Origin of the sequence: Paenibacillus solani (assembly GCF_050475945.1) — a bacterium.
In the GTDB taxonomy this organism is placed as follows: Bacteria; Bacillota; Bacilli; order Paenibacillales; family Paenibacillaceae; genus Paenibacillus_AQ; species Paenibacillus_AQ solani_A.
This window is the reverse complement of record NZ_JBCMXJ010000002.1, coordinates 1-19,133: the sequence shown is the minus strand read 5'-3', so window position 1 is coordinate 19,133 and position 19,133 is coordinate 1. Positions and strand designations below refer to the sequence as shown.

The following is a 19,133-nucleotide window of genomic DNA, read 5'->3' as shown; positions in this document are numbered from 1 at the left end:
CTGTATCCAAACGCCATCTTTAAAATCCACAAAACCGCCAGCGTAGCTGCTGATTAGGCATCTACATACTTCCTTTTCCATGCTTCAATAACATTGTTAGTCTCACATTCACTGAAGCTGCCGCCGATGACGTTCACACAATCAGACGTTTCAACAAACAGGTAGAACGGCTTGCCGTTTACTCTGCCTTTTGCTTCATTTTCATCACCAGATATGAATTCGATCAACTTTGTTCACTCCCATCAATCAATGATTCCTTAGAGCTTTGACCTAATGATTTTTTTACTTTTGCCCATTCCCTCATCAGGTTTTCAATGGTATTCTTATGGCCATTCCAAAAAATCTCTTCCTCCAATCTATTGATATACTGATCAAATTCATTAATTTTTTCGTGAATATTCGGGTTTTCCTCCGGTATCGGCTGCTGATTTTGAATGGCCATAGTTATTGCCTCATAAACTGACACCCCATTAATCGACCTCTTTATATTGCTAAAGAGATAATATTCAGTATCCGTATATACTCTTGTTGTCTTATTCATCTGAAATGGATACCCATTCCGTTCAAGCAGCAGTGACCATCTCCTAAGTGTCCTGTCAGCGATCCCAAGAGATTCTGAAATTTCTTTCAAGGAGTATTCCTTCACAGGCTCACCTACTTTCTTCAAAAAGAAAACCGCCCCATACATTCATGAGGCGGTTCGTTTATTTATTATTCGATGTTATAAGAATAGCATAAAAAATCATTCACAACGTTCTAAATGTGTACTGAAAAAGTATGATAAAAATCTTGTGATAATCAAGATACTACTGAACAGATTCGTTGTAGAAATGAGCATGTAGCCGATGGCCGTCCTGGGCTGCAGGTAACCCGAGCAGCTGCCTTGCGGATCCGGAAGACGTACCAGGAAGGTAGGATGCCGGCTGCTGCCGATATAGCCGGTGGCCATCCTGGGGCTGCAGGTCACCGGAGCAGCTGCCTGCAGATCCGGAAGACGTACCAGGATGCTAGGGTGCCGGCTGCTGCCGATGTAACCGATGGCCGTCCTGGTTGCTGCAGGTCACCGGAGCAGCTGCCTGCGGATCCGGAGGACGTACCAGGAATGGGTGTGCCGGCTGCTGCCGATATAGTCGGTGGCCGTCCTGGTTGCTGCAGGTCACCGGAGCAGCTGCCTGCAGATCCGGAAGATGCACCAGGATGTTAGGGTGCCGGCTGCTGCCGATGTAACCGATGGCCGTCCTGGTTGCTGCAGGTCACCGGAGCAGCTGCCTGCGGATCCGGAGGACGTACCAGGAATGGGTGTGCCGGCTGCTGCCGATAGAGCTGGTGGCCATCCTGGGGCTGCAGGTAACCCGAGCAGCTGCCTTGCGGATCCGGAAGACGTACCAGGAAGGTAGGATGCCGGCTGCTGCCGATGTAACCGATGGCCATCCTGGGGCTGCAGGTAACCTGAGCAGCTGCCTGCAGATCCGGAAGACGTACCAGGATGATGGGCAGTTGGCAGGTATCTTATGAATCAATCCTTTAATTCTCTTACTTATACATTTTCTGAGTTCTCCAGATACTCCTGGATCTGATCCTCATCCCAAGCAATGGTGTATCCACTTCTGGAGCTCAATGGAGGATTAAGAAAACCTTCTTCTACCAGTAACTTCATATTATTTAAAACTGTTTCCTTACGCATGCGCAAGACTTCCCTTATCTCACCGGATCTTGTGCTACGAGTCCTGCATATATAGACCTTCATATCATTCAGTGTACGATCCACATCATCTTGTTTGTCCCTATCACCGATCCATGGTTTCATTCTGAGATTATGATCAAACTCGCCACTTAACAGACCTTCGCGCACCATTCGCTCGACATGCCTGGAAGCTCGCGATAAGTCCATTGGGTAATGTTTATCTATGATGGCCATATTAAATCCACCTTGTTTCTTGATAACATCCACAAAGCGCTTGTATTCATCGGGTTCATCTTCATTGCCTGATTCATTAAAATCCCAATCATCGTTTCGTGAAGAAATATCAGTTGAATCCTTCATTTCTTCATCTGGATCCAGAGTGATAGGTTGAGGCACTTCAACCCTTAAAGACAATTGTCCCTCACTTTCTTCAAAGCTTTGAGGACTATCATCATCCTGGTTGTCAGATACGTCTTCATGATTACTTTGTGTAACAGGGTTCGTGACCGGTTTGGGAGTGAATTTCCTCTCTTGTTGCCAATACTTTTTTAGATGTTCAATAAATTCATTCATTTCATCATCATCTGCACTGATAGCTGCAGATTGAAATCTGATTTGATTTCCACCATTCAGCATAACTACACCATCACCACCGCCCAATAAATCATGATTTCCGTTGTCCATTACCGTTCGGAAATCGTGATTACTTACGAGTTGAAAAGCGATACGAGATGGCAAATTAGCCTTAATTGTACCCGTTACAACGTTCACACTTGGACGTTGGGTTCCCATAATAATATGAATCCCTGCTGCTCTGCCCATTTGTCCGAGTCTTGCAACCGCATCTTCTACATCTTCTCCTGCAACCATAGTTAGATCTGCATACTCATCAATTACGGCTACAAGATAAGCCATTTTAGAGTTGGGATGGTTGCGATTGTATTGTTTAATGTTCCTTACGCCGGCTTTGGACATCTTCTCATATCGGTTTTCCATTTCAACAACAAGTTTCCCTAAAGCTATACTTGCTCGTTTTGGATCAATCACAGGTGGGCACATTAAGTGTGGCATGCCGTTATACATGTGAAATTCAACCATTTTCGGATCGATTAATAAAAACTTGACTTCTTCGGGCGTTCGAAGTGACATCAATGATGTTAAAAACGTGTTTATACAAACGGATTTACCAGATCCTGTGGTTCCAGCAACTAACAGATGGGGTAATTTTGCAAGATCGAGTATCATGGTCTTGCCCTGCATGTCTTTCCCTAAAAGAATAGGTAATTCTGCATTCAAACCATAGGCAATCAAATCCTGGACAACATCCCGCATATAAACGAATGCTCTCTTTTCATGAGGGACAACAAAGGCAGCTGCACTAGCATGATCGCTAGCTTCAACTGAAAAACCTCGGTGATGACCAATGTGATTTGCCAAATCTTCTCTTTTTTTGACCAGATCAGTTAACTGAAGCTTATTAGAAAGTCGAAATGAGACTTTCTGTAAGGTAGGGCCTGAATCGATCCCGAGTATCTCGGGAGGCTCCTCCATTCGTAATCCAGCAAGCTGAATTGCATTCATAATGATGTTGCCGGCTGTTTCTTCTGTAAGTGACTTAGTGGGTAATGGCCGTGGATTCACTGGCAATGTAGTTAACGTTGCTGGTAGGGCCATACCGGAGTTTTTGAAACTATTGCTGCCCTTTGTTGATTCTGACACTACGTTTTTGACCCCATCGACAATCGCACCTACCACCGGTACAGTAGAAGCTTCAACAACAGATTTGCCTTTATGAATTATATTGCCTGTTCTATTTTTTAATCTTTGCCTATGAGTCCACATATATTTTATTAATTCTGGTATAGCTACAGTGACAACCCAAGTGATTGCGGCATATTTGAGTACCATACGCGCTATCTCTTCAATCTGTATAGGGAGACCTAAAAATATACCAGCAAGACTGATCAGTGCAGCAATCCCTGTTATTCGGGTTACATACATGGAAAATGACTCTTTTTTTGTCTCATCCATTACACTAGCCTCCTGTCAAAGTCCTTATTAGATCCCGTAGATAAGCTGAGAAATTGGACGCATTTTCTTTTACCAACGGCCACCAAGAGCTAGATTCAGTGGACAAGAATACATAAACGTCCTTTATATTTTTAAATAGGACAAAAAGTAAAAAAATCCCGAGCCCTTTGAACAACCAGGACGGAATTTTGAAGCCATTCTCTCCTCTTTTGTGTGATATCCATAAAATAATACCGATAATAACTGCGATTAATCCCAAGGCTACATACCTCCTGAAAGTAAAATATTATAAAACTTACTAACTCCTCTCCACCAGCCCTGATGTTCGGCGTAAAACCCTCGCGGATTCTCTAGCGAGGACAGCCATTGAATCGAATTATAACCAGGAGGACGATCTTGCGATAATTTAACAATCGTATCCGCAGCAATTCTTGCCGACTGCTCCGTGGTTAAAGTAGCGCCTTTTCCTTTACACCAACACCCAAAAACATTCCACGGATTTTTGACTATCAATGATGCATGATTATTATTTCGAGGAACAAAGCTTTGTTCTTGACCAGTAATTGCAATCAAAAGATGAGGATCCACGTTCTTGTCTTTTCCTGCACGATCAATCATCTCAAGAATACTGCGGTCAGCCAGGGCAGAATTTTTCTTATTTAGATAAGCTAAGACATATTCAATATTCAACGGCCGATAAACCAACTCACCAGATTGATTCACCCCGTTCCCTGATCCTGGTCCCGAGCTTCCTGGTGGCTGGACATAATTTAAAGGATTTACAGGATTTCCGTTTAGCTCAACTTGAAAATGCAAGTGTTCCCCCGTTGATGTGCCAACCTTCCCAACTCCAATAAATCCGATTTTCTGCCCCTTTTCCACCTGACTTCCCGGAGTGACATCCATTTTTGCTTCAAGGTGTCCATAAATCGAAACAAGGCCCCCACCATGATCGATATAAATAGCTTGTCCATATCCGCCGACAGGACCGGCGACCAACACAGTTCCAGCTGCCATCGCATAGATTGGCTGGCCACCGGTCTTCCCAGGACCTGCAGCTATATCAATGCCCTTGTGCATCTTTACGGTATTGAACAAGTCTCGAAAACCAAAAGTAGAAGTGATTCGATCAATAGACGGCACCGGCCACGCATATGCGGTGCCGTCAACATCCAATTGATCAGGAACCGTCCAGTCGTATCCATAAGATGGATCCGGATTCCTTAGCTGCTCTGGATCAGCAAATAATAAAAACGGCAAGAAGAGGATCAAAATAAACAGTACAAGCAGTAGTAGTATACCTAGAATAGTAAGCAGAGCAGGGGAAAGGGATAAAAGCAACCTTGCTAAAGGTTTCTTCTTGCCTGTCAGCTGAGGATCTGCACTCATACCTCCACTCCTATCCCGTCTCTTTCAAGCCACGTGTTTTATAAAGTTTTGCTTCTCTTTCAGGTACGTGCATGATCAGCTCATCATATTTCTTGTGATACTCCAATATGTAGCAGTTAGTATCCTCATTACCTGATATTCGTTCTTCAATCTCTTCTGGTAGATCCACTTTAGAAGACAATTCGCGGACAGCCGATTGTTCCAAATAGAAGTAAACACGTATATTTGTATTTTCATACATGCCTACTCCTTTAGCAGTTTCTAACAGTACTGATGGTGCATTTAGAGCCAGAATCATCATGCCATTTTGCTTCCGTATCGCTGTAAACCATTTGAAAATGTAATCTCTCAGTTCAACGTTTTTTAGCTGTCTTTGCCCTTCATCAACTAATACTGCCGAAAAATAAGCACCCTCAATTCTTAGTAAATGGATTGAAGCATCAACAACATCAAAAGACATAGACATTTTAATCTGTGCCTGTTTTGTAGACTCGTCTTTTCTGTTCTCATCTTCCTCTCCGGATCCAACCCGATAAACGATTAAAGGAGCCTTGTTCTCAAAACTTAAAGGCTCCTCCACTTTAAATAGATCATTATAAATTCCAATGAAGTAAATTTTGATCTTATCAAATACACTTTTAGCATCCAGATTAGTTGCAGCAGCTTCCTGAATCTCAGCGAACATTCCATGAATGGTTGGTCTAGGCCCCGTAGGATTGTTCCAGGTCTCCCTCTGATCCTTGTAGATCCCAGCCTTCTTATAGACCCTTTTAATTGCTTCCCCAACCTCATATACTTCCTGACTATTCAAGCCACCAGCGAGCAGAGAAGTAGTTCTTACACCATTGTTCATGGCCCTTGAATATCGCTGCCGATTATATTTCACACATTCTCTGTCAATTTCCTTTATTGCCGGCATAATCGTGAGTGGCTCAAAATATCTACCTTCATCTGTGGTATGGTCGATATAAGTTCCCCCGACCTCCATACAAAGGTCATACCATTCCCCGTCCAGGTCAAAGACAAAAACGTGAACACCCTCATCCAATAAAGATACGACTAAAGCTTTCAAAAAAAAGCTTTTTCCTTGACCCGTCTTCCCAAGTACCATTAAATTTTGTGCTCTAGGATCATCTGGATCGCAAAGATTAATAAAACAGAATCCCCCATCTTCAGTTCTACGTCCGAAATATATACCATCCGTTTCAGAGAAGGTTCCACTCGTCATTGGATACGTTCTAGCTGCCACTGAGTCCATCGTAACTTGGCCATAGTGTTCCTTATTAAAGAACTCACTAGCAACCGTATAAGGATCATGAGCTGGTGAAGTTTGACGCATAGCTTCAACTTGTTCACGTTTTAATTCATCAAGTTCACCACTCATATTATCAAACCATGTCTTCAGACTAGATTCAGCTGCTTCCAATTGGTGAAGCTTAGGAGCAGAGATTGTTAAAAACGTTTGTATCTCAACTAATTTCCGATCATCTGATGTCTGAGAATCTCTGAGAGCAAGTATCGTGTCTCGGGCTGCGAGTTCTTCTGGTCTGGCTGGATCCAATTCAGTAGCTGAATCTATGTTTTGTTTTAGTCGCTTGAGCTTATTTTTCATTGACCATCCAAATTTCAAATCACTGGAGGCATAACGGATAGTCTTTCGTAGCGTAGCACCTTCCCTTTTAACAACATCATCGAGTGCGTTTAGGTAACCGGCAAGAATTACCGGTGTATACCGTTTAATAACTAAGACCCTTACAAAGTGCCCATTTTGCGAATCCTTCCCATCAATTGCATTTACAATGATGTGCCGGTCACGCTTTTCCCATTTTTTTATTATCCGTTTGGCATTGGCGAGCATTGATTCCCCTCCATTTCCTGAACACAAAAAGAAGACCTAGCATGTGCATCCAACGCAATAGGTCTTCCCTGAAACAAATATTTATTTGCGGCATTAAAATGTGGAAATTCATGTTCAAAAGTTAAGCTATATTTGTCTTTAATTAACTGCGACATACGCTTTTTCATTTCAGTATCACATTTGTTTAACCATAGCTTTCCGTGCCAATCATCAACAAAGTTTTCCCATTGTAACCAGTGATGGTAATCGCAGTCTACCACTCCAATAGCTTCATAATCAAAGATCAATTCATCTCTGGAAGGATAGTTCCAAGGCAAATCCACTAAGACAACACCATCGGTACGATGTCTTTCAATTATTTGCTTAACCTCTTGTATGGATGGATATTGCTCTGGACAAATGATTTGTAAGTTTGAAACATGCCTGGATTCCCACTTCTCCCATCCAGCCATATCATAAGACTGTAGAACAGGGTTCAATACGGTCAGTGTTCCCCGATCCTTTGCTAAATCAATTAACGTTACTTGAACTCCCGATTCTCCAGCTATTGTAGCAACGTTGGCAGATAGGAACGTTTTTCCGGTTGCTGCAGGTGCGGTTATGATTAGAACTTTATCATGCAATTCGACAGTTTTAGCATTAGGTGGAACATCTAACTCTAAGACTGTTTCCGATACCTCTAATCCACCTATCTCTTCAATCTTCGAATCATTCTCTGATACATCTTTTGCTTTTGACTGTGGTTTCCTTCTGATTTTTATTTTTTCATACAAGCTACTTAATTTCCCAGGGAGCACATCAGATGCTTTTTTCACAACCTTCATTATCCAAGGCCCTACTGCCTTGCATCGTTCTATTAACTTGGCCATGAGAGCTAATATTTTGCCTTTTTTAGCCCGTTTTTGCTTTGTAGATTGCTTAGATGTCTTTTCAGTTGTTACGGCTTGTAAGGCCGTCTGAATCGCATCATCTTCGGTGCTATTCTCTTCAACCGACTCGCTATCTGAATCTTCAGCAAATAAGACCAACTTTTTGTCCGGAGTAGAAACCTCTTCATCGGTTTCATCCTTACTCGTTATTTCATTTTCAACAATATCGGGATCATCCCATTTACCATCATTCATCTTCCAATCCTCCCAAGACCGGCGATCCCACCAACGAGCCATCAGTTCAGGCACAGAATAACCAGACATTAACGTTGTATCATTCCCACTAGCATGGAAATTCCCGATGACTCTTTCATATTTTTCACGAATACCAGCCATAAACCTTAACTTTTTTATATCAGCTGGCTTCATATCTTCGGTTTCCTGTTCCTGCTCTCTAAGATTTACTCGATGCTCATCAATGCTAAGAGTTAAATGGTATTCACTCTTAAGAGCTTCCCCGTTTTCCGCTAGATGCTCCCATAAAGCTATCCTATCTAATCTCAGTTTATGAATACCTTTAGAAGCCGCAGGCTCTTGACGCTTGCGCTTCCAATAATCCAATCTAAAATCAGGAATCTTTTCAGACGTGATAGATGCTGTGAAACCTTCTCTGACTATTCCACGCAGAAAATTCTCAAATGCTGAAATTCTCCTCTTTTTCTGTCCATAAATAGCGGTCTGCCAAGGTGGAGAACTGATTTCTGAGACAATATGGACTACTTTACCACTACGGTATAACCAGCTATCTTCTTCAATATTGAGTAACTGCTTAAAGTCTTCACCAGATCCCTCACGTTTTGTTCGAAAATCCCGAATATACCGTTTACGTCTATAAGGCCATTTCCGGAACCTACTAATCACGTTGAATAAAAACACTATTAGGATCCAAACAATTTTTCCCCAAACCGCAAATGGTAAAATATAAGAGAATAACGCACCAATCATTAACGTGTTCCCGATGATCCAAATAATGTCACGTAAATTCAGTCCGATAAACTCTACATCTTCCCTGATGTCTCCCATCATAGTTGCCTTTAATAATCGTTCTTCCTTTTCGTGAATATCATCCAACAAGACTCATCCCCCCTTTACTCTTTTTTGCCGGTAGCAGAATTTCTTTTGCTATGTTCGTGTAACATATCTGCTTTAAATTTCTCGAAGCTGCCCATATCCATACCATTGATAGGAGGTTGCCCATGATCTACAGGCACTCCATCCTTAATGACATATACTTTTCCGTTTTTTGCTTGCCAGAAAGGAATTCTACCCTTCCTATATGCTTCAAATTGAGCTTCGAAATCTTTCTTATATTCCTCTGGAATATAAATATGCGATTGATCTGGTGCAATTTCTATCTTATCTGCCCAAGATACTTGCCCTGACTGTCTCCATTCGTTAACCATGTCGTTTGCAAACTGAGAGTGTCTTGGGAAATCTATTCTAGGCTTTTCTTTCAATTCCGATAACATTCCCTCCAGCACCTCATTAATTTCATCCATATGATCATTAGGAATCAGCAATTTTCCATTCTCCAATAACAAATCTTGAGACCATGTATATTCGTCTCTATTCGTTATTTGGGTATACGCTTTCTGGGCAAGAGCAGGATCTAGTTTTGTCTCTGTATAAACAGATAGTTCTTCCTCAACGGTTTTTAAGGCTTTCTGAGATTTTTTATTATCATGGATAGCTATAGTCTTTCTTGAATCCATATCCACTACTAAATCATCTCTACCTACACCGTCAGTTATATTCGATGTGTCGAAGCCCTCCTCTTTAAGTTTATCGACCATCGCAGGTGTTTCTCCCTTTAAGAAGAGATAGCCGGTCTCTTCATTCCACATGACATCATCCTCGTACTCTTCATTAAGGAGTTTCAGTTGTTCTGACATACCAGCTCTTTCTTCGACCGGCACATGTAGTAATTTCCCCATCTCGAAGCCCTTATCTGATAAAGTATCATAAATATTTAATCCGGATGATTTTATCTCCGATGATCCAAGTTCTACTTCAAACACCTCTGTTGCAATCACGTTTCCAGAGTCTTCAATCCATTTTTCCGGTGCTGTATATTGAACACCTTGTAGTGCTTCTGAAGCCCCGCCAGTCAGCGAAGAAGCCATAGTTTGTAGAGAGACACTACGTTGGTTTCGTAATCGTTCCCCTGACTCTTTTAAATTCTCACTTGATTTAGACCAATCCATAGCTTTCTTTTGCATACCTTCAGATCCCATACGTTTCCCAAGATTGGATAGTGCTGAGGATCCTTTCATGCCCCACTCGCCCATCTTCTCAATCGCAGTTGCTCCGTCTAGGGTTAGTGGTTTGGTCATGGCTTTAAAAACAGCCTTCATCCAAAAGAAATAGAAAAATACGATCAATGCTAATCCAGAAACTATAGCCATAAATATCGGTGGTATACCAAGCGCTGATAAGAAGCCTTCCCCTTTGGACCATTGAGTTTGTTGTTGAACAAACACAGACCAGTGTAAGCTACAAAACAAGCCGACAAGAACACTTCGAGTATATAAATTAAAGAATCCCATCATGGCTTCATATTTTCCTGTAAAAGCAGTATAAGAGATCCAAACACATACGAATATAGCCAGCGCTATCAAGAGCAGCTGCTTAACCAAAACAATCAAATACAAAGGAAGTACATTCAACAAACTATACATGATAAGGGTAAACACTCCCCCTGGAGTCTCTACCACTACTTGTCCCAATGTCTGTCCTGCGTATGTCGGATCTGTTATTCCATCGACACCAACAATTAACGCTTTGAGAACTTGCTGACCATCTAAACCCTGATATTGTATGTTTTTTGTACCTAGAATTCCCTGGATCATCTCCTGCGAGAACCAGTTCACCCCTACATTCAGAATATTCAGAATCGTTAAACTGAAATAGGTGACGATAAAGCACACTAAAAACACCTTTATTAGACTTTTCAATTCCTTCTTACCAGAAATCACCCTGGCCGTCAGCCATAATAGAGCCAGGAACAAGCTAGCCATCCCCAGGATCATAAAGATCGACCATCCCTTATGAACACTGTCCATTTCAGCTATGTGCGGAGTAAATAAATACCCCTTTGCAAACGCGTCATATAATGGAGACATGGCTTCATCGATGGACATTACAATGAATCCCTCTATAGCGTCTTTGATAAGCTTTCCGGACATCAAATCCTTAAACGTCTGCAATAGCTCATCAATTTTCTGCAGTAGGTCATATACAAAGTCGGGCATTAACCACCCACCTTTACTGCCGTCCTCTTCTCCTTCCTCGACCACCTCTCCATCTTCGTTATATTGTTGTCCTTGGTCTATTTCCGAGGCTGCTATCTCAACTACTCCACTTGATACTGCCTCTACAGTTCCCATTGTGGAAGAAAGGCTTACAAACAAAACTAAGGCAGCTAAACATCCTATGAACCACTTACTTATTCGGTTGATCATTGCGCCCCCCAGTAAGCAATAAGATTATATATTTCTGAAACAAAAACAATTAAAGAGCCTGACATGAAAATGATGAGTAATAAAAAAGCACCGCCCATTCGTATCCAAAATTGACGATTGCGAATCGTTTCGGCCCCCCTACTTACATGAAATATGAAGGTGGTAATCTTAAGGATCCACCATATAAAACAAGCCGTGCATAATATAGTCCCAATCGTTCCAAGAAATAAAAGGAACCAGTCAAAACTTTCTACTACTCCATCATCAACTGTATAGATTTTTTTTATGTCAGAAAGATATTTTCCAGACGGATTTACAACACTCCCTGGCTGGTCTTCACAATTTGCACAGATATTCTTTATTTTCAAGTCATAATAATCATTCAACTGGTTCACATCCTTAAATCAGATCAGTGCGCTTTCTTTACAAGGAAGCGCACTGACTAATTCTTTTATTTCGTACCTGTAATGTCCTGATTGTTCGTCCAATCGTAAATACCGGACAAAAACTTGAAGAACGCGCCAGAGAAGAAAAAGAATAGAATCAGGAAAATAACCCCCACTTCTATCCAGAACCATTTATCTTTAATCGATGCTTTACCGGAGGATATTTTCATAACCCGAATAAAGACCCTGATGATTGTAAACAGTAAAGCGCCAATAACAATTATTGAAATCAAAATACTTACTGGAGAAAAGATAAAATCAGCACCGTCCAATATGGACCAATTAAATTTCATTTTTTCGCCCATTTTATCAATCGGATTTTCTGCTGATGCAAACACAGAAATAGGAAGCAAAAATAAGCTCATGATCAGCATCATGAACGTGGTAAAATGTTTTTTCATTGATTCTCACCTTTCGTATTCAATCATTGGAATAATGAAACCTGAGTAAAAATATTGGAGCGTGATATGAACAGAACAATCCATAAAAAAAAGCTGGCACTCCAACAAAATCGAGTTATCCAGCGTTCAGTACTTCCACCATTAACAAACAATTTTAGTGCAATCTTAACTTTTGGAATAATGAGGGACTGGATCCCTTCCCTACCGAAACAATCCCCAAGCAAATGAGCCCACCAGCCAACGATAAAACCATGTATGAGCCCCTGTAACATGTCTGGTAGCTGAGTAGCAAATAAATATAGACCATAAGTAAGCAATGCTGCAAACTCAGGTGTATGAATGATTCCCCGATGCTTAACGATAGGTACAATTAAAAAAGAGCAGCCTGCTACTGCGGCTACCCAATGCCAGTCATATATTCCGTACGCGAGGAGTAATAAAATACCTACTCCACTGAGTATCAGGACCCTTAACTTTGCCGCCAGACCACAAATGATCCCTGTGCCGATCCATAAAGGCGCACTTGAAATCAACCACTCTATTGATCGATCTACTGGACCGTCAAACCACTTCCCACACGCTATTAAAAACACACCTACTAAAAGTGAAAATAAAGAGAGTGTCTTTAATAATTTTCGCCGCGCTGCAGAGAACTGAATTAGTTGACTTATTGTGCCGGTCTTATGATCCAGATCCGGAACTAACCCTCCAACAGCTGCCCCAGCTATTAAAAGAACTGCCGGCATAATATTACTGATAGAGCTTAGGCTTGGTAAAGCAAAGACAACCAGAGTCCCACTTGCCACCGCAAGAGCTACATGACCTTTCTTGTTCATCTGTATACAAACCTCCCTTCTTTATGGTCTAACGTTATAGAGCTTTCAAATTTATTTATAAATATATTTCCACCGCATTCTCATATTCGTAATCACCTCCTTCCAACATAAATGGGTAGCTTCCCAATTAAAGAAAGTTCATGAATCTTCTTCTCTTTCTTTTCGGTAAAATCGGTGATAAAACCCCTTCTAACACTTGATCAGTATCGTCTTGAACATCAAATGGATCACTATGAAATGGGATATTAAACACAGGTCTTCCCCTTAATGCCTCTCCCATTTCCTCTACTGCTTCGTCTCTTGCTAAAGGCATAGTTATACGCCACCGATCCTGCGCGACTTTATTATGTAATTGACAAAACTGCATTATCTCCTTCATTCGCCATTCACTACCAGAGCCAACAAGAATCGGTATATCAGAATCTAAGAATAACTCAGTGTTCTCTTTATGTTGATCCAGGCAACCTAAGTCTAAAACAACGAATCTAAAATCATTAGCTACTGAACGGAGCTGCTGATAAGATGTTGTTTCTTTAAAAAAGGTGACGTTTTTCAATTCAAATCGTGGACGACTTTGATGAAATTGCCCATTCTTTAAGTAATCCAAGAAATGAAAACATGGTTTATGTCCAGCCTCCCATATGGCAACGGGTGTTTTTGTTGCTCTGGAGAGGTAGTTAGCAATCATTATAGAAGTATGAGTCGTACCTGCACCTTCATAAATACCACCAACCCCGATCACATAAGAAACTAGTGAGGGGCTATTGAACGTATCAACAAGGGGGCTCACTTCCTTAACTGGTTCATCAGAAAATAGAGGTTTAACCTGTGAGAACTCTTCACTCAGTTCATCCATCCAATTCAACTCAGACCAAACATGAGCTGCGCCCTCTGATATCCACGATCTGATGTTCCGAGTGTCATTATTTTGGGTTATGACTGCGATATTCATCTGAAATTTCAGGCTTCTAAACTTTTCCAAAACTTCAGAAGCTGCATTATCGCTAACTACTACCACACTAGGATTAAATATCATATAGTTCTGTATTAAATCATTAATCGATTCACAACTTTGAATTTCGATGTGTGGCATACTCAAATCCTTATTTTCAACATCATAAGTCAATATACGCAACGCTTTTCACCTCATTTTTATAATAAAAAAAGCCGCCCCCATCTGAGCGACTTAAAATTCCCTATGAACTTAGAGTAACACAAAAAAACAATCAGTAAGTTAGATCTTAGTACCATAATAGTATGCAAAAAGTATGATTAAATTATATGATATTCAGTTTATATGCTATTTTCATTAAAGTCTGCTTCTTGATGTCGTAATATTTCTGTCTGCCCCAAATCAACTCTTTCATAACAACATTGTCGTACCTTCTCTCTCTGCAGAAATACAGAGCTTTTACCAGATTATATTCATCCGGTTTAAGTTCTTGTAGCACCTTGTTCACCAGATACATAGCTTCATCTAACTCATGAAGGTCTGCTTTTAGTTTATCTAGTCGGTTATAAGCAGTTACTACAGCCGTTTCTGTAGAGGACGATGGAGATCCACCCGAAAATCCACTTGTATACGAATAACTTGCTGTTACTTTTGGCATTTCCACCCCTAGATCTACCGATTTTTCTTTTATTTCATTCTCCAACCATCTGCGTGTATTCATACGTATGTAGTGTTCCTCTAAACGTTCTTCCACAATAGGAACGTATTGTTTTCTTAAGACTCTTGGTATATCCATTTCGATTTGTTCAACGTCCGAGTACGCTTCTAAAATCTTATTATTTCCTTTCTCCTCTAAGAATTTTTCTATGATTTGTGCTTCATTTACCAATTCTAAATCCTTATTAGTTTTCATCAGCCTTTTCAACTTACCATAACGTAGATAGACCCACTCTAAAGGCACCGAGTATACATTCAATTCAGTCAACTGTATATTGTTCATTATTTTCTCCTTTGTTCTTAAGGTTTTATTTTTAGCTGATTCGAATACGTCAGATAAGTCATCAGTTGGAATAGAGAATACAGCTTGTTCGTAATGTAAATCACACTTCTCACACTTGAATTGCGATTCTGTTTCTTCTATGCAATTTGATTCACAAATCATACAAATCACGCTGAAAGCCCCCTCCTAAACCAAACATAAAAATCGATTTTTTACTAAAAAGAATAAACTTTAAAATAATTATTTATTCTTTTCAATAAATAGCAGAAATAGATATGTTATCATCTTCATTTTTTTGCGAATATAGGTATAAAGATTGATTAATTTAGGAGGAGCTCCTTTGGATATTGGGAAACGGATCCGGACAATTCGAAAAAGTAGAAATCTCACCTTAGACAAGGTTCATGAACTCACTAAAATATCCAGGGCCACCTTATCACTATGGGAAACAAACAAAACGCGCCCCACTCTAAACGCATTAGAACGCTGGGCTGAAGGTATAGGTATAGAAGTATGGGATATTTTCTTTGATGCGAGTGAGTTTGAACCCACGCCTGACGAAATGTTAATGCTCGAAATGTTTAGACAATTATCTTCGAGCGATCAGACACACCTACTATCTTTATTAAAAACAATGTCAAAGCGAAGACCCTAGAAGGCGTGTTACGCCTTCTGTTTTTCTCCTATATGTGCAACTTCATTCAATTTCCCCTGAAAGTCTTGAATAAGTTCAGTTAGGTTCTGGCGAGTATGAATATAAGCAATTCCTGTCATTACTAAATGAACATATTCTCTCTGAGATAAGGCAGCATTCACAAATGAAACCAACTCCTCCGAAACTTCCTTTTCTTTCTTCGTCACATAATCTATGTATATCTGCGGAATTGTCACAGTTGTTACGTCACCTATTCTTTTTGGCCTGAATGTTCTTTTGTTAACTGGACCACTGTTTTGCATGTCTTCCCCTCTCTCTATTTGAAATTTTCTTGCCTTATATAATCTGTGGGAGATTATATAGCAGAATAAATAACAATAATAAAAATGCTCCTAGTAAAATCAAAAAGTCTTTATCTCTAAGAGACCCCTTACCACCAACAAGCTTTACAAGCTTAATAAGTAAGGCTATGTAAACCAAGACTATTAACACTTTTACAATGAACATAGAAGTAAGCCTCCAGAACGAGTAAGGACTTTGGAAATAATTTAATTCAAAAAATTATTTAATTTATAATTCTATGAGACTATATTGCCACATCCTTCCTACTTTAATCAATAATAATTTATTGATTTCAATAAAATATATTAGTTCAAATGTATTAGTTTCAATAAATTCTGCCACTTCAACAAACCTTAATAGCCCTTCTGACTCCCTTAATATTTCCTATCAAATTTTCTTCCGATATAATTTAAAGTAGGGTTTTTTATCATTTAAAATAAAAAAAGCACCCCTTAAAGGGATGCTACTCAATTTGTTTTCTTAACTTACCTATTCTTTCAAAATTCGGTTTTTTGGAATCCTTTTTGACTTGATTATCAGGTTCAACTGCTGCCTGTAAATCTTTCTGGTTCGGGAGTGATGGTACCAAATTTCCGCTATTCAGCAGGCCGGACTCAATCAAAGTTTCTATAGCATCATACAGCTTTTTCTTTTCCGGATCTATTGTGATAAGCTTCCCCTCTTGGATCTGTAAACCAATCTCAGTAGCATCACGGAGTTTTTCTTGACGCTTAGGATCTTTGGCCTTATCATCCCACCATTTTACAATGGCATCATTAGCAAGCAACTGAATGCGTTTCAATATCTATCAGTCCTTTGTAGCAGCCACTTGTGACTGTAAATTAGGTATTACATAAAATTTCCCGTATTTGTACATACCTCGTGCCGTTGCAAACTGTGGATCTTCTGGTATTTGGACTCGACGAGTATTCCACTCTTTAAACATTGGGCCCCATTCTTCAATAGGTCCTCCAACACAAACTATTCTGTTAAATAGGTCTGGATCGTCAATGATACCATTCATTTCTGCTATCAAATCCGCAAATACACCTTCTACAGCACTTCTGTAAGTATCGTTAAAACCGGCAACTGGCTCTTTTACAAACTCGAATATTTTTATTTTCTCTTCTTTTTGTGACTCTAACTGACGAGCAACCTCTTGAACATCGATTTGTCGCTTTAAGGTCGTTGATAACCAATCTGCACACCGCTGATATACGTCCCTAAAGGATGTTTTTAGTGTTTCCTTTTTAAGCTTAATGTAGCTCATTTCATCGTATCTGCTTAGATCAGTGGTTCCAAAACCGCAGTTAATCACTAATATATCCTCATTCTCAATATTTTCATCTGCTACGTTTCCATTGTCATCAAAGTAAAGATCATAAAGAATAGCTTCTGTTTCACTCATTGGCTCATATTGAACTACGTTGATTACTTTTCTTTCATCGTTGATATGTACCTTATGTAGGTCAAAGAGAACCTCATTTAATTGCTTCCTTACATCTGGATTGTGGTAGTCGTAAGCAGGTGTGGATGTAATAAGCAATATAGGGACCATATCCGGAGCATTTTCAACAGCTTGAGCTAAACCGATTTTGGCATAGTAAGAAAACATTTTTTGTGAATAGCGCTGCAAGCTATCTCTTGCGTGAATCGGAATAGGTGTGAGCTTATATTCTTCAATAGCATCATACCCTACCAGCCATTGTTGCGGATCCGACTCAACTTGGTATGCTGTGGCGCTTTTCTTTTTATTCATACGTGATTGTTCAGGTGGTGCTTCATATCGACCAATTACCGCTTCATAATATTTACGTTTCACTGTATCCGAAATAATTTTATTACCACCGTTACCTGTATCCATAGAAACTACATGTGTTGGTATTTCCTTTTTACCCATTATAATACCTCCATTACACAATGTTTGTTGTTTATTACACAACATCATCATAACACACAGCCCCAAATTACACAACTATTTTATTTTATTGTGTAATATAATCAATCCCGTGCCTTTTTGTTGTGTAATCAGTCATTATAAATACACACATTTGAGGGTTTGAGTGTGTATTCTGACTTTCATAATACACACTCCATTTATTTAGCGCTTAGAATTAGTCAAAGCTTACCGTTTTCCTACCATTTTCCGAGTCTTCGTTCGGATTCCCTCCCCAGCAGACACAACTGGACTCTCCAGGATACGGCCATTCTTAGGGCCATTAGCATCTGCTGAGGATGGCCATCATCCTCGCGTCCTCGTCCGGACTCCCTGTGTAGTTATCACGACCGGACTCTCCAGGACATGGCCATTCTCAGGCCATTGGTATCTGCTCAGGGCGGCCATCATCCCTCGTCCTCGTCCAGATTCCCTGCGCAGGACACTGGTCGGGTGACATCGATCATAGCAGGTAATATAAAAGCAAAAAAAAAAGAAAACTTTCAACTTAGCAAAAGTTCTCCCAAAATAAACCACTATATTTCTTCCATTCCAGTTATAGAATCAAAGTATCTAATCAAATCGTCATCATCACTCTCTCTTAACGACTCATCAATCATTCCAATGAGCGCCCCATCATAATCTGCTGGTGCAGTAACAATTGTTTGTCGATGAAGTTCATCTTTAGTTTGATAAATCCTATCCCCTTCATCATTTTTTTTTGCATAATAGAACGTTAAATTTTGATAATAGAGTTTGTCTGTAAGTTCAAATGCCAATTACATTACCTCCTATAAAACTTTAAGGACATTCGCAGAGCAGCCATTCGGCTATTCTGCAGCAGCCGGCACCCTAGCATCCTGGTGCGTCTTCCGGATCCGCGCAGCTGCTCGGGTTACCTGCAGCCCCGGGACGGCCACCGGCTCTATCGGCAGCTGCCGGCACCCTAGCATCCTGGTGTGTCTTCCGGATCCGCGCAGCTGCTCGGGTTATCTGCGGCCCCGGGACGGCCACCGGCTCTATCGGCAGCTGCCGGCACCCTAGCATCCTGGTGCGTCTTCCGGATCCGCGCAGCTGCTCGGGTTACCTGCAGCCCCAGGATGGCCACCAGCTATATCAACAGTAGCCGGCACCCTAGCATCCTGGTGCGTCTTCCGGATCTGCAGGCAGCTGCTCGGGTTACCTGCAGCTTCAGGATGGCCATTGGCTACTG

Annotated in this window: 20 protein-coding genes; 3 read left to right on the top strand and 17 right to left on the bottom strand. The window is 40.6% G+C overall.

Annotated elements, in window-relative coordinates:
* Positions 1-53: 53 nt before the first annotated feature.
* Both ABEQ74_RS01075 and ABEQ74_RS01070 read right to left on the bottom strand, forming a co-directional pair.
* Positions 54-227: a hypothetical protein gene (locus tag ABEQ74_RS01075; RefSeq protein WP_430118566.1), complete on the bottom strand. Its 174-nt coding sequence runs from the start codon at positions 225-227 to the stop codon at positions 54-56.
* Positions 224-667 (bottom strand): hypothetical protein, encoded by a 444-nt coding sequence (locus ABEQ74_RS01070; RefSeq protein WP_430118564.1) that lies wholly within the window; start codon positions 665-667, stop codon positions 224-226. Before ABEQ74_RS01070 ends, ABEQ74_RS01075 begins: the two co-directional genes overlap by 4 nt.
* A 249-nt stretch (positions 668-916) precedes the next feature.
* On the opposite strand from ABEQ74_RS01070, the gene ABEQ74_RS01065 reads away from it, so the two are divergent.
* Both ABEQ74_RS01065 and ABEQ74_RS01060 read left to right on the top strand, forming a co-directional pair.
* A complete protein-coding gene (locus tag ABEQ74_RS01065; protein WP_430118562.1) occupies positions 917-1,204 on the top strand; it encodes a hypothetical protein in 288 nt (95 codons plus the stop codon).
* A 26-nt stretch (positions 1,205-1,230) separates the two neighbouring features.
* On the top strand, positions 1,231-1,515 hold the full coding sequence (locus ABEQ74_RS01060) for a hypothetical protein (protein WP_430118560.1): 285 nt from the start codon (positions 1,231-1,233) through the stop codon (positions 1,513-1,515).
* A 22-nt stretch (positions 1,516-1,537) separates the two neighbouring features.
* Here the strand turns inward: ABEQ74_RS01060 and ABEQ74_RS01055 are convergent, their stop codons facing one another.
* The 10 genes from ABEQ74_RS01055 to ABEQ74_RS01010 all read right to left on the bottom strand — a co-directional run bounded on the left by ABEQ74_RS01055 (position 1,538) and on the right by ABEQ74_RS01010 (position 15,158).
* Positions 1,538-3,715, bottom strand: coding sequence for an FtsK/SpoIIIE domain-containing protein (locus ABEQ74_RS01055; protein WP_430118558.1), 2,178 nt, complete (start codon positions 3,713-3,715; stop codon positions 1,538-1,540).
* 261 nt (positions 3,716-3,976) lie between these two features.
* On the bottom strand, positions 3,977-5,104 hold the full coding sequence (locus tag ABEQ74_RS01050) for a M23 family metallopeptidase (RefSeq protein ID WP_430118556.1): 1,128 nt from the start codon (positions 5,102-5,104) through the stop codon (positions 3,977-3,979).
* Between the two features lie 10 nt (positions 5,105-5,114).
* Positions 5,115-6,962, bottom strand: coding sequence for a helicase HerA domain-containing protein (locus tag ABEQ74_RS01045; protein WP_430118554.1), 1,848 nt, complete (start codon positions 6,960-6,962; stop codon positions 5,115-5,117).
* Positions 6,938-8,965: a hypothetical protein gene (locus tag ABEQ74_RS01040; protein ID WP_430118552.1), complete on the bottom strand. Its 2,028-nt coding sequence runs from the start codon at positions 8,963-8,965 to the stop codon at positions 6,938-6,940. Before ABEQ74_RS01040 ends, ABEQ74_RS01045 begins: the two co-directional genes overlap by 25 nt.
* 14 nt (positions 8,966-8,979) lie before the next feature.
* Positions 8,980-11,352 (bottom strand): hypothetical protein, encoded by a 2,373-nt coding sequence (locus ABEQ74_RS01035; protein ID WP_430118550.1) that lies wholly within the window; start codon positions 11,350-11,352, stop codon positions 8,980-8,982.
* Positions 11,349-11,738, bottom strand: a complete 390-nt coding sequence (locus tag ABEQ74_RS01030) for a hypothetical protein (RefSeq protein ID WP_430118548.1) — start codon at positions 11,736-11,738, stop codon at positions 11,349-11,351. The genes ABEQ74_RS01035 and ABEQ74_RS01030 overlap by 4 nt, the downstream gene beginning before the upstream one ends.
* Positions 11,739-11,803: 65 nt before the next feature.
* A complete protein-coding gene (locus ABEQ74_RS01025; protein ID WP_430118546.1) occupies positions 11,804-12,199 on the bottom strand; it encodes a hypothetical protein in 396 nt (131 codons plus the stop codon).
* A gap of 23 nt (positions 12,200-12,222) precedes the next feature.
* Positions 12,223-13,035, bottom strand: coding sequence for a metal-dependent hydrolase (locus ABEQ74_RS01020; protein WP_430118544.1), 813 nt, complete (start codon positions 13,033-13,035; stop codon positions 12,223-12,225).
* A gap of 127 nt (positions 13,036-13,162) precedes the next feature.
* Positions 13,163-14,170 carry a hypothetical protein gene (locus ABEQ74_RS01015; RefSeq protein WP_430118542.1) on the bottom strand — a complete coding sequence of 336 codons (1,008 nt, stop codon included), beginning with the start codon at positions 14,168-14,170 and terminating at the stop codon, positions 13,163-13,165.
* A 142-nt stretch (positions 14,171-14,312) separates the two neighbouring features.
* Positions 14,313-15,158 (bottom strand): hypothetical protein, encoded by an 846-nt coding sequence (locus tag ABEQ74_RS01010; protein ID WP_430118540.1) that lies wholly within the window; start codon positions 15,156-15,158, stop codon positions 14,313-14,315.
* A 169-nt stretch (positions 15,159-15,327) separates the two neighbouring features.
* Between ABEQ74_RS01010 and ABEQ74_RS01005 the strand changes: the two genes are divergently transcribed.
* Positions 15,328-15,642, top strand: a complete 315-nt coding sequence (locus ABEQ74_RS01005; protein WP_430118538.1) for a helix-turn-helix domain-containing protein — start codon at positions 15,328-15,330, stop codon at positions 15,640-15,642.
* Positions 15,643-15,650: 8 nt separating this feature from the next.
* Here ABEQ74_RS01005 and ABEQ74_RS01000 read toward each other — a convergent pair whose 3' ends face one another.
* From ABEQ74_RS01000 to ABEQ74_RS00980, 5 genes are all read right to left on the bottom strand, one after another.
* The gene (locus tag ABEQ74_RS01000) at positions 15,651-15,944 is read right to left on the bottom strand and encodes a hypothetical protein (protein ID WP_430118536.1); all 294 of its coding nucleotides are present in this window, start codon (positions 15,942-15,944) and stop codon (positions 15,651-15,653) included.
* Between the two features lie 503 nt (positions 15,945-16,447).
* Positions 16,448-16,786 carry a hypothetical protein gene (locus tag ABEQ74_RS00995; protein WP_430118534.1) on the bottom strand — a complete coding sequence of 113 codons (339 nt, stop codon included), beginning with the start codon at positions 16,784-16,786 and terminating at the stop codon, positions 16,448-16,450.
* 6 nt (positions 16,787-16,792) lie between these two features.
* Positions 16,793-17,884, bottom strand: coding sequence for a hypothetical protein (locus tag ABEQ74_RS00990; protein ID WP_430118532.1), 1,092 nt, complete (start codon positions 17,882-17,884; stop codon positions 16,793-16,795).
* Between the two features lie 572 nt (positions 17,885-18,456).
* Complete coding sequence (locus tag ABEQ74_RS00985) at positions 18,457-18,699, bottom strand: hypothetical protein (RefSeq protein ID WP_430118530.1); 243 nt, start codon at positions 18,697-18,699, stop codon at positions 18,457-18,459.
* Between the two features lie 73 nt (positions 18,700-18,772).
* Entirely contained in the window at positions 18,773-18,967 is a 195-nt protein-coding gene (locus ABEQ74_RS00980) for a hypothetical protein (protein WP_430118528.1), read from the bottom strand.
* Positions 18,968-19,133 lie beyond the last annotated feature (166 nt).

Bases quoted from the DNA above. Each gene is read 5' to 3' on its own strand.
- ABEQ74_RS01065 (WP_430118562.1), top strand. From the start codon at position 917: ATGCCGGCTGCTGCCGATATAGCCGGTGGCCATCCTGGGGCTGCAGGT.
- ABEQ74_RS01060 (WP_430118560.1), top strand. From the start codon at position 1,231: ATGGCCGTCCTGGTTGCTGCAGGTCACCGGAGCAGCTGCCTGCGGATC.
- ABEQ74_RS01055 (WP_430118558.1), bottom strand. From the start codon at position 3,715: ATGGATGAGACAAAAAAAGAGTCATTTTCCATGTATGTAACCCGAATA.
- ABEQ74_RS01050 (WP_430118556.1), bottom strand. From the start codon at position 5,104: ATGAGTGCAGATCCTCAGCTGACAGGCAAGAAGAAACCTTTAGCAAGG.
- ABEQ74_RS01045 (WP_430118554.1), bottom strand. From the start codon at position 6,962: ATGCTCGCCAATGCCAAACGGATAATAAAAAAATGGGAAAAGCGTGAC.
- ABEQ74_RS01035 (WP_430118550.1), bottom strand. From the start codon at position 11,352: ATGATCAACCGAATAAGTAAGTGGTTCATAGGATGTTTAGCTGCCTTA.
- ABEQ74_RS01025 (WP_430118546.1), bottom strand. From the start codon at position 12,199: ATGAAAAAACATTTTACCACGTTCATGATGCTGATCATGAGCTTATTT.
- ABEQ74_RS01020 (WP_430118544.1), bottom strand. From the start codon at position 13,035: ATGAACAAGAAAGGTCATGTAGCTCTTGCGGTGGCAAGTGGGACTCTG.
- ABEQ74_RS01000 (WP_430118536.1), bottom strand. From the start codon at position 15,944: ATGCAAAACAGTGGTCCAGTTAACAAAAGAACATTCAGGCCAAAAAGA.
- ABEQ74_RS00990 (WP_430118532.1), bottom strand. From the start codon at position 17,884: ATGGGTAAAAAGGAAATACCAACACATGTAGTTTCTATGGATACAGGT.
- ABEQ74_RS00980 (WP_430118528.1), bottom strand. From the start codon at position 18,967: ATGCTAGGGTGCCGGCAGCTGCCGATAGAGCCGGTGGCCGTCCCGGGG.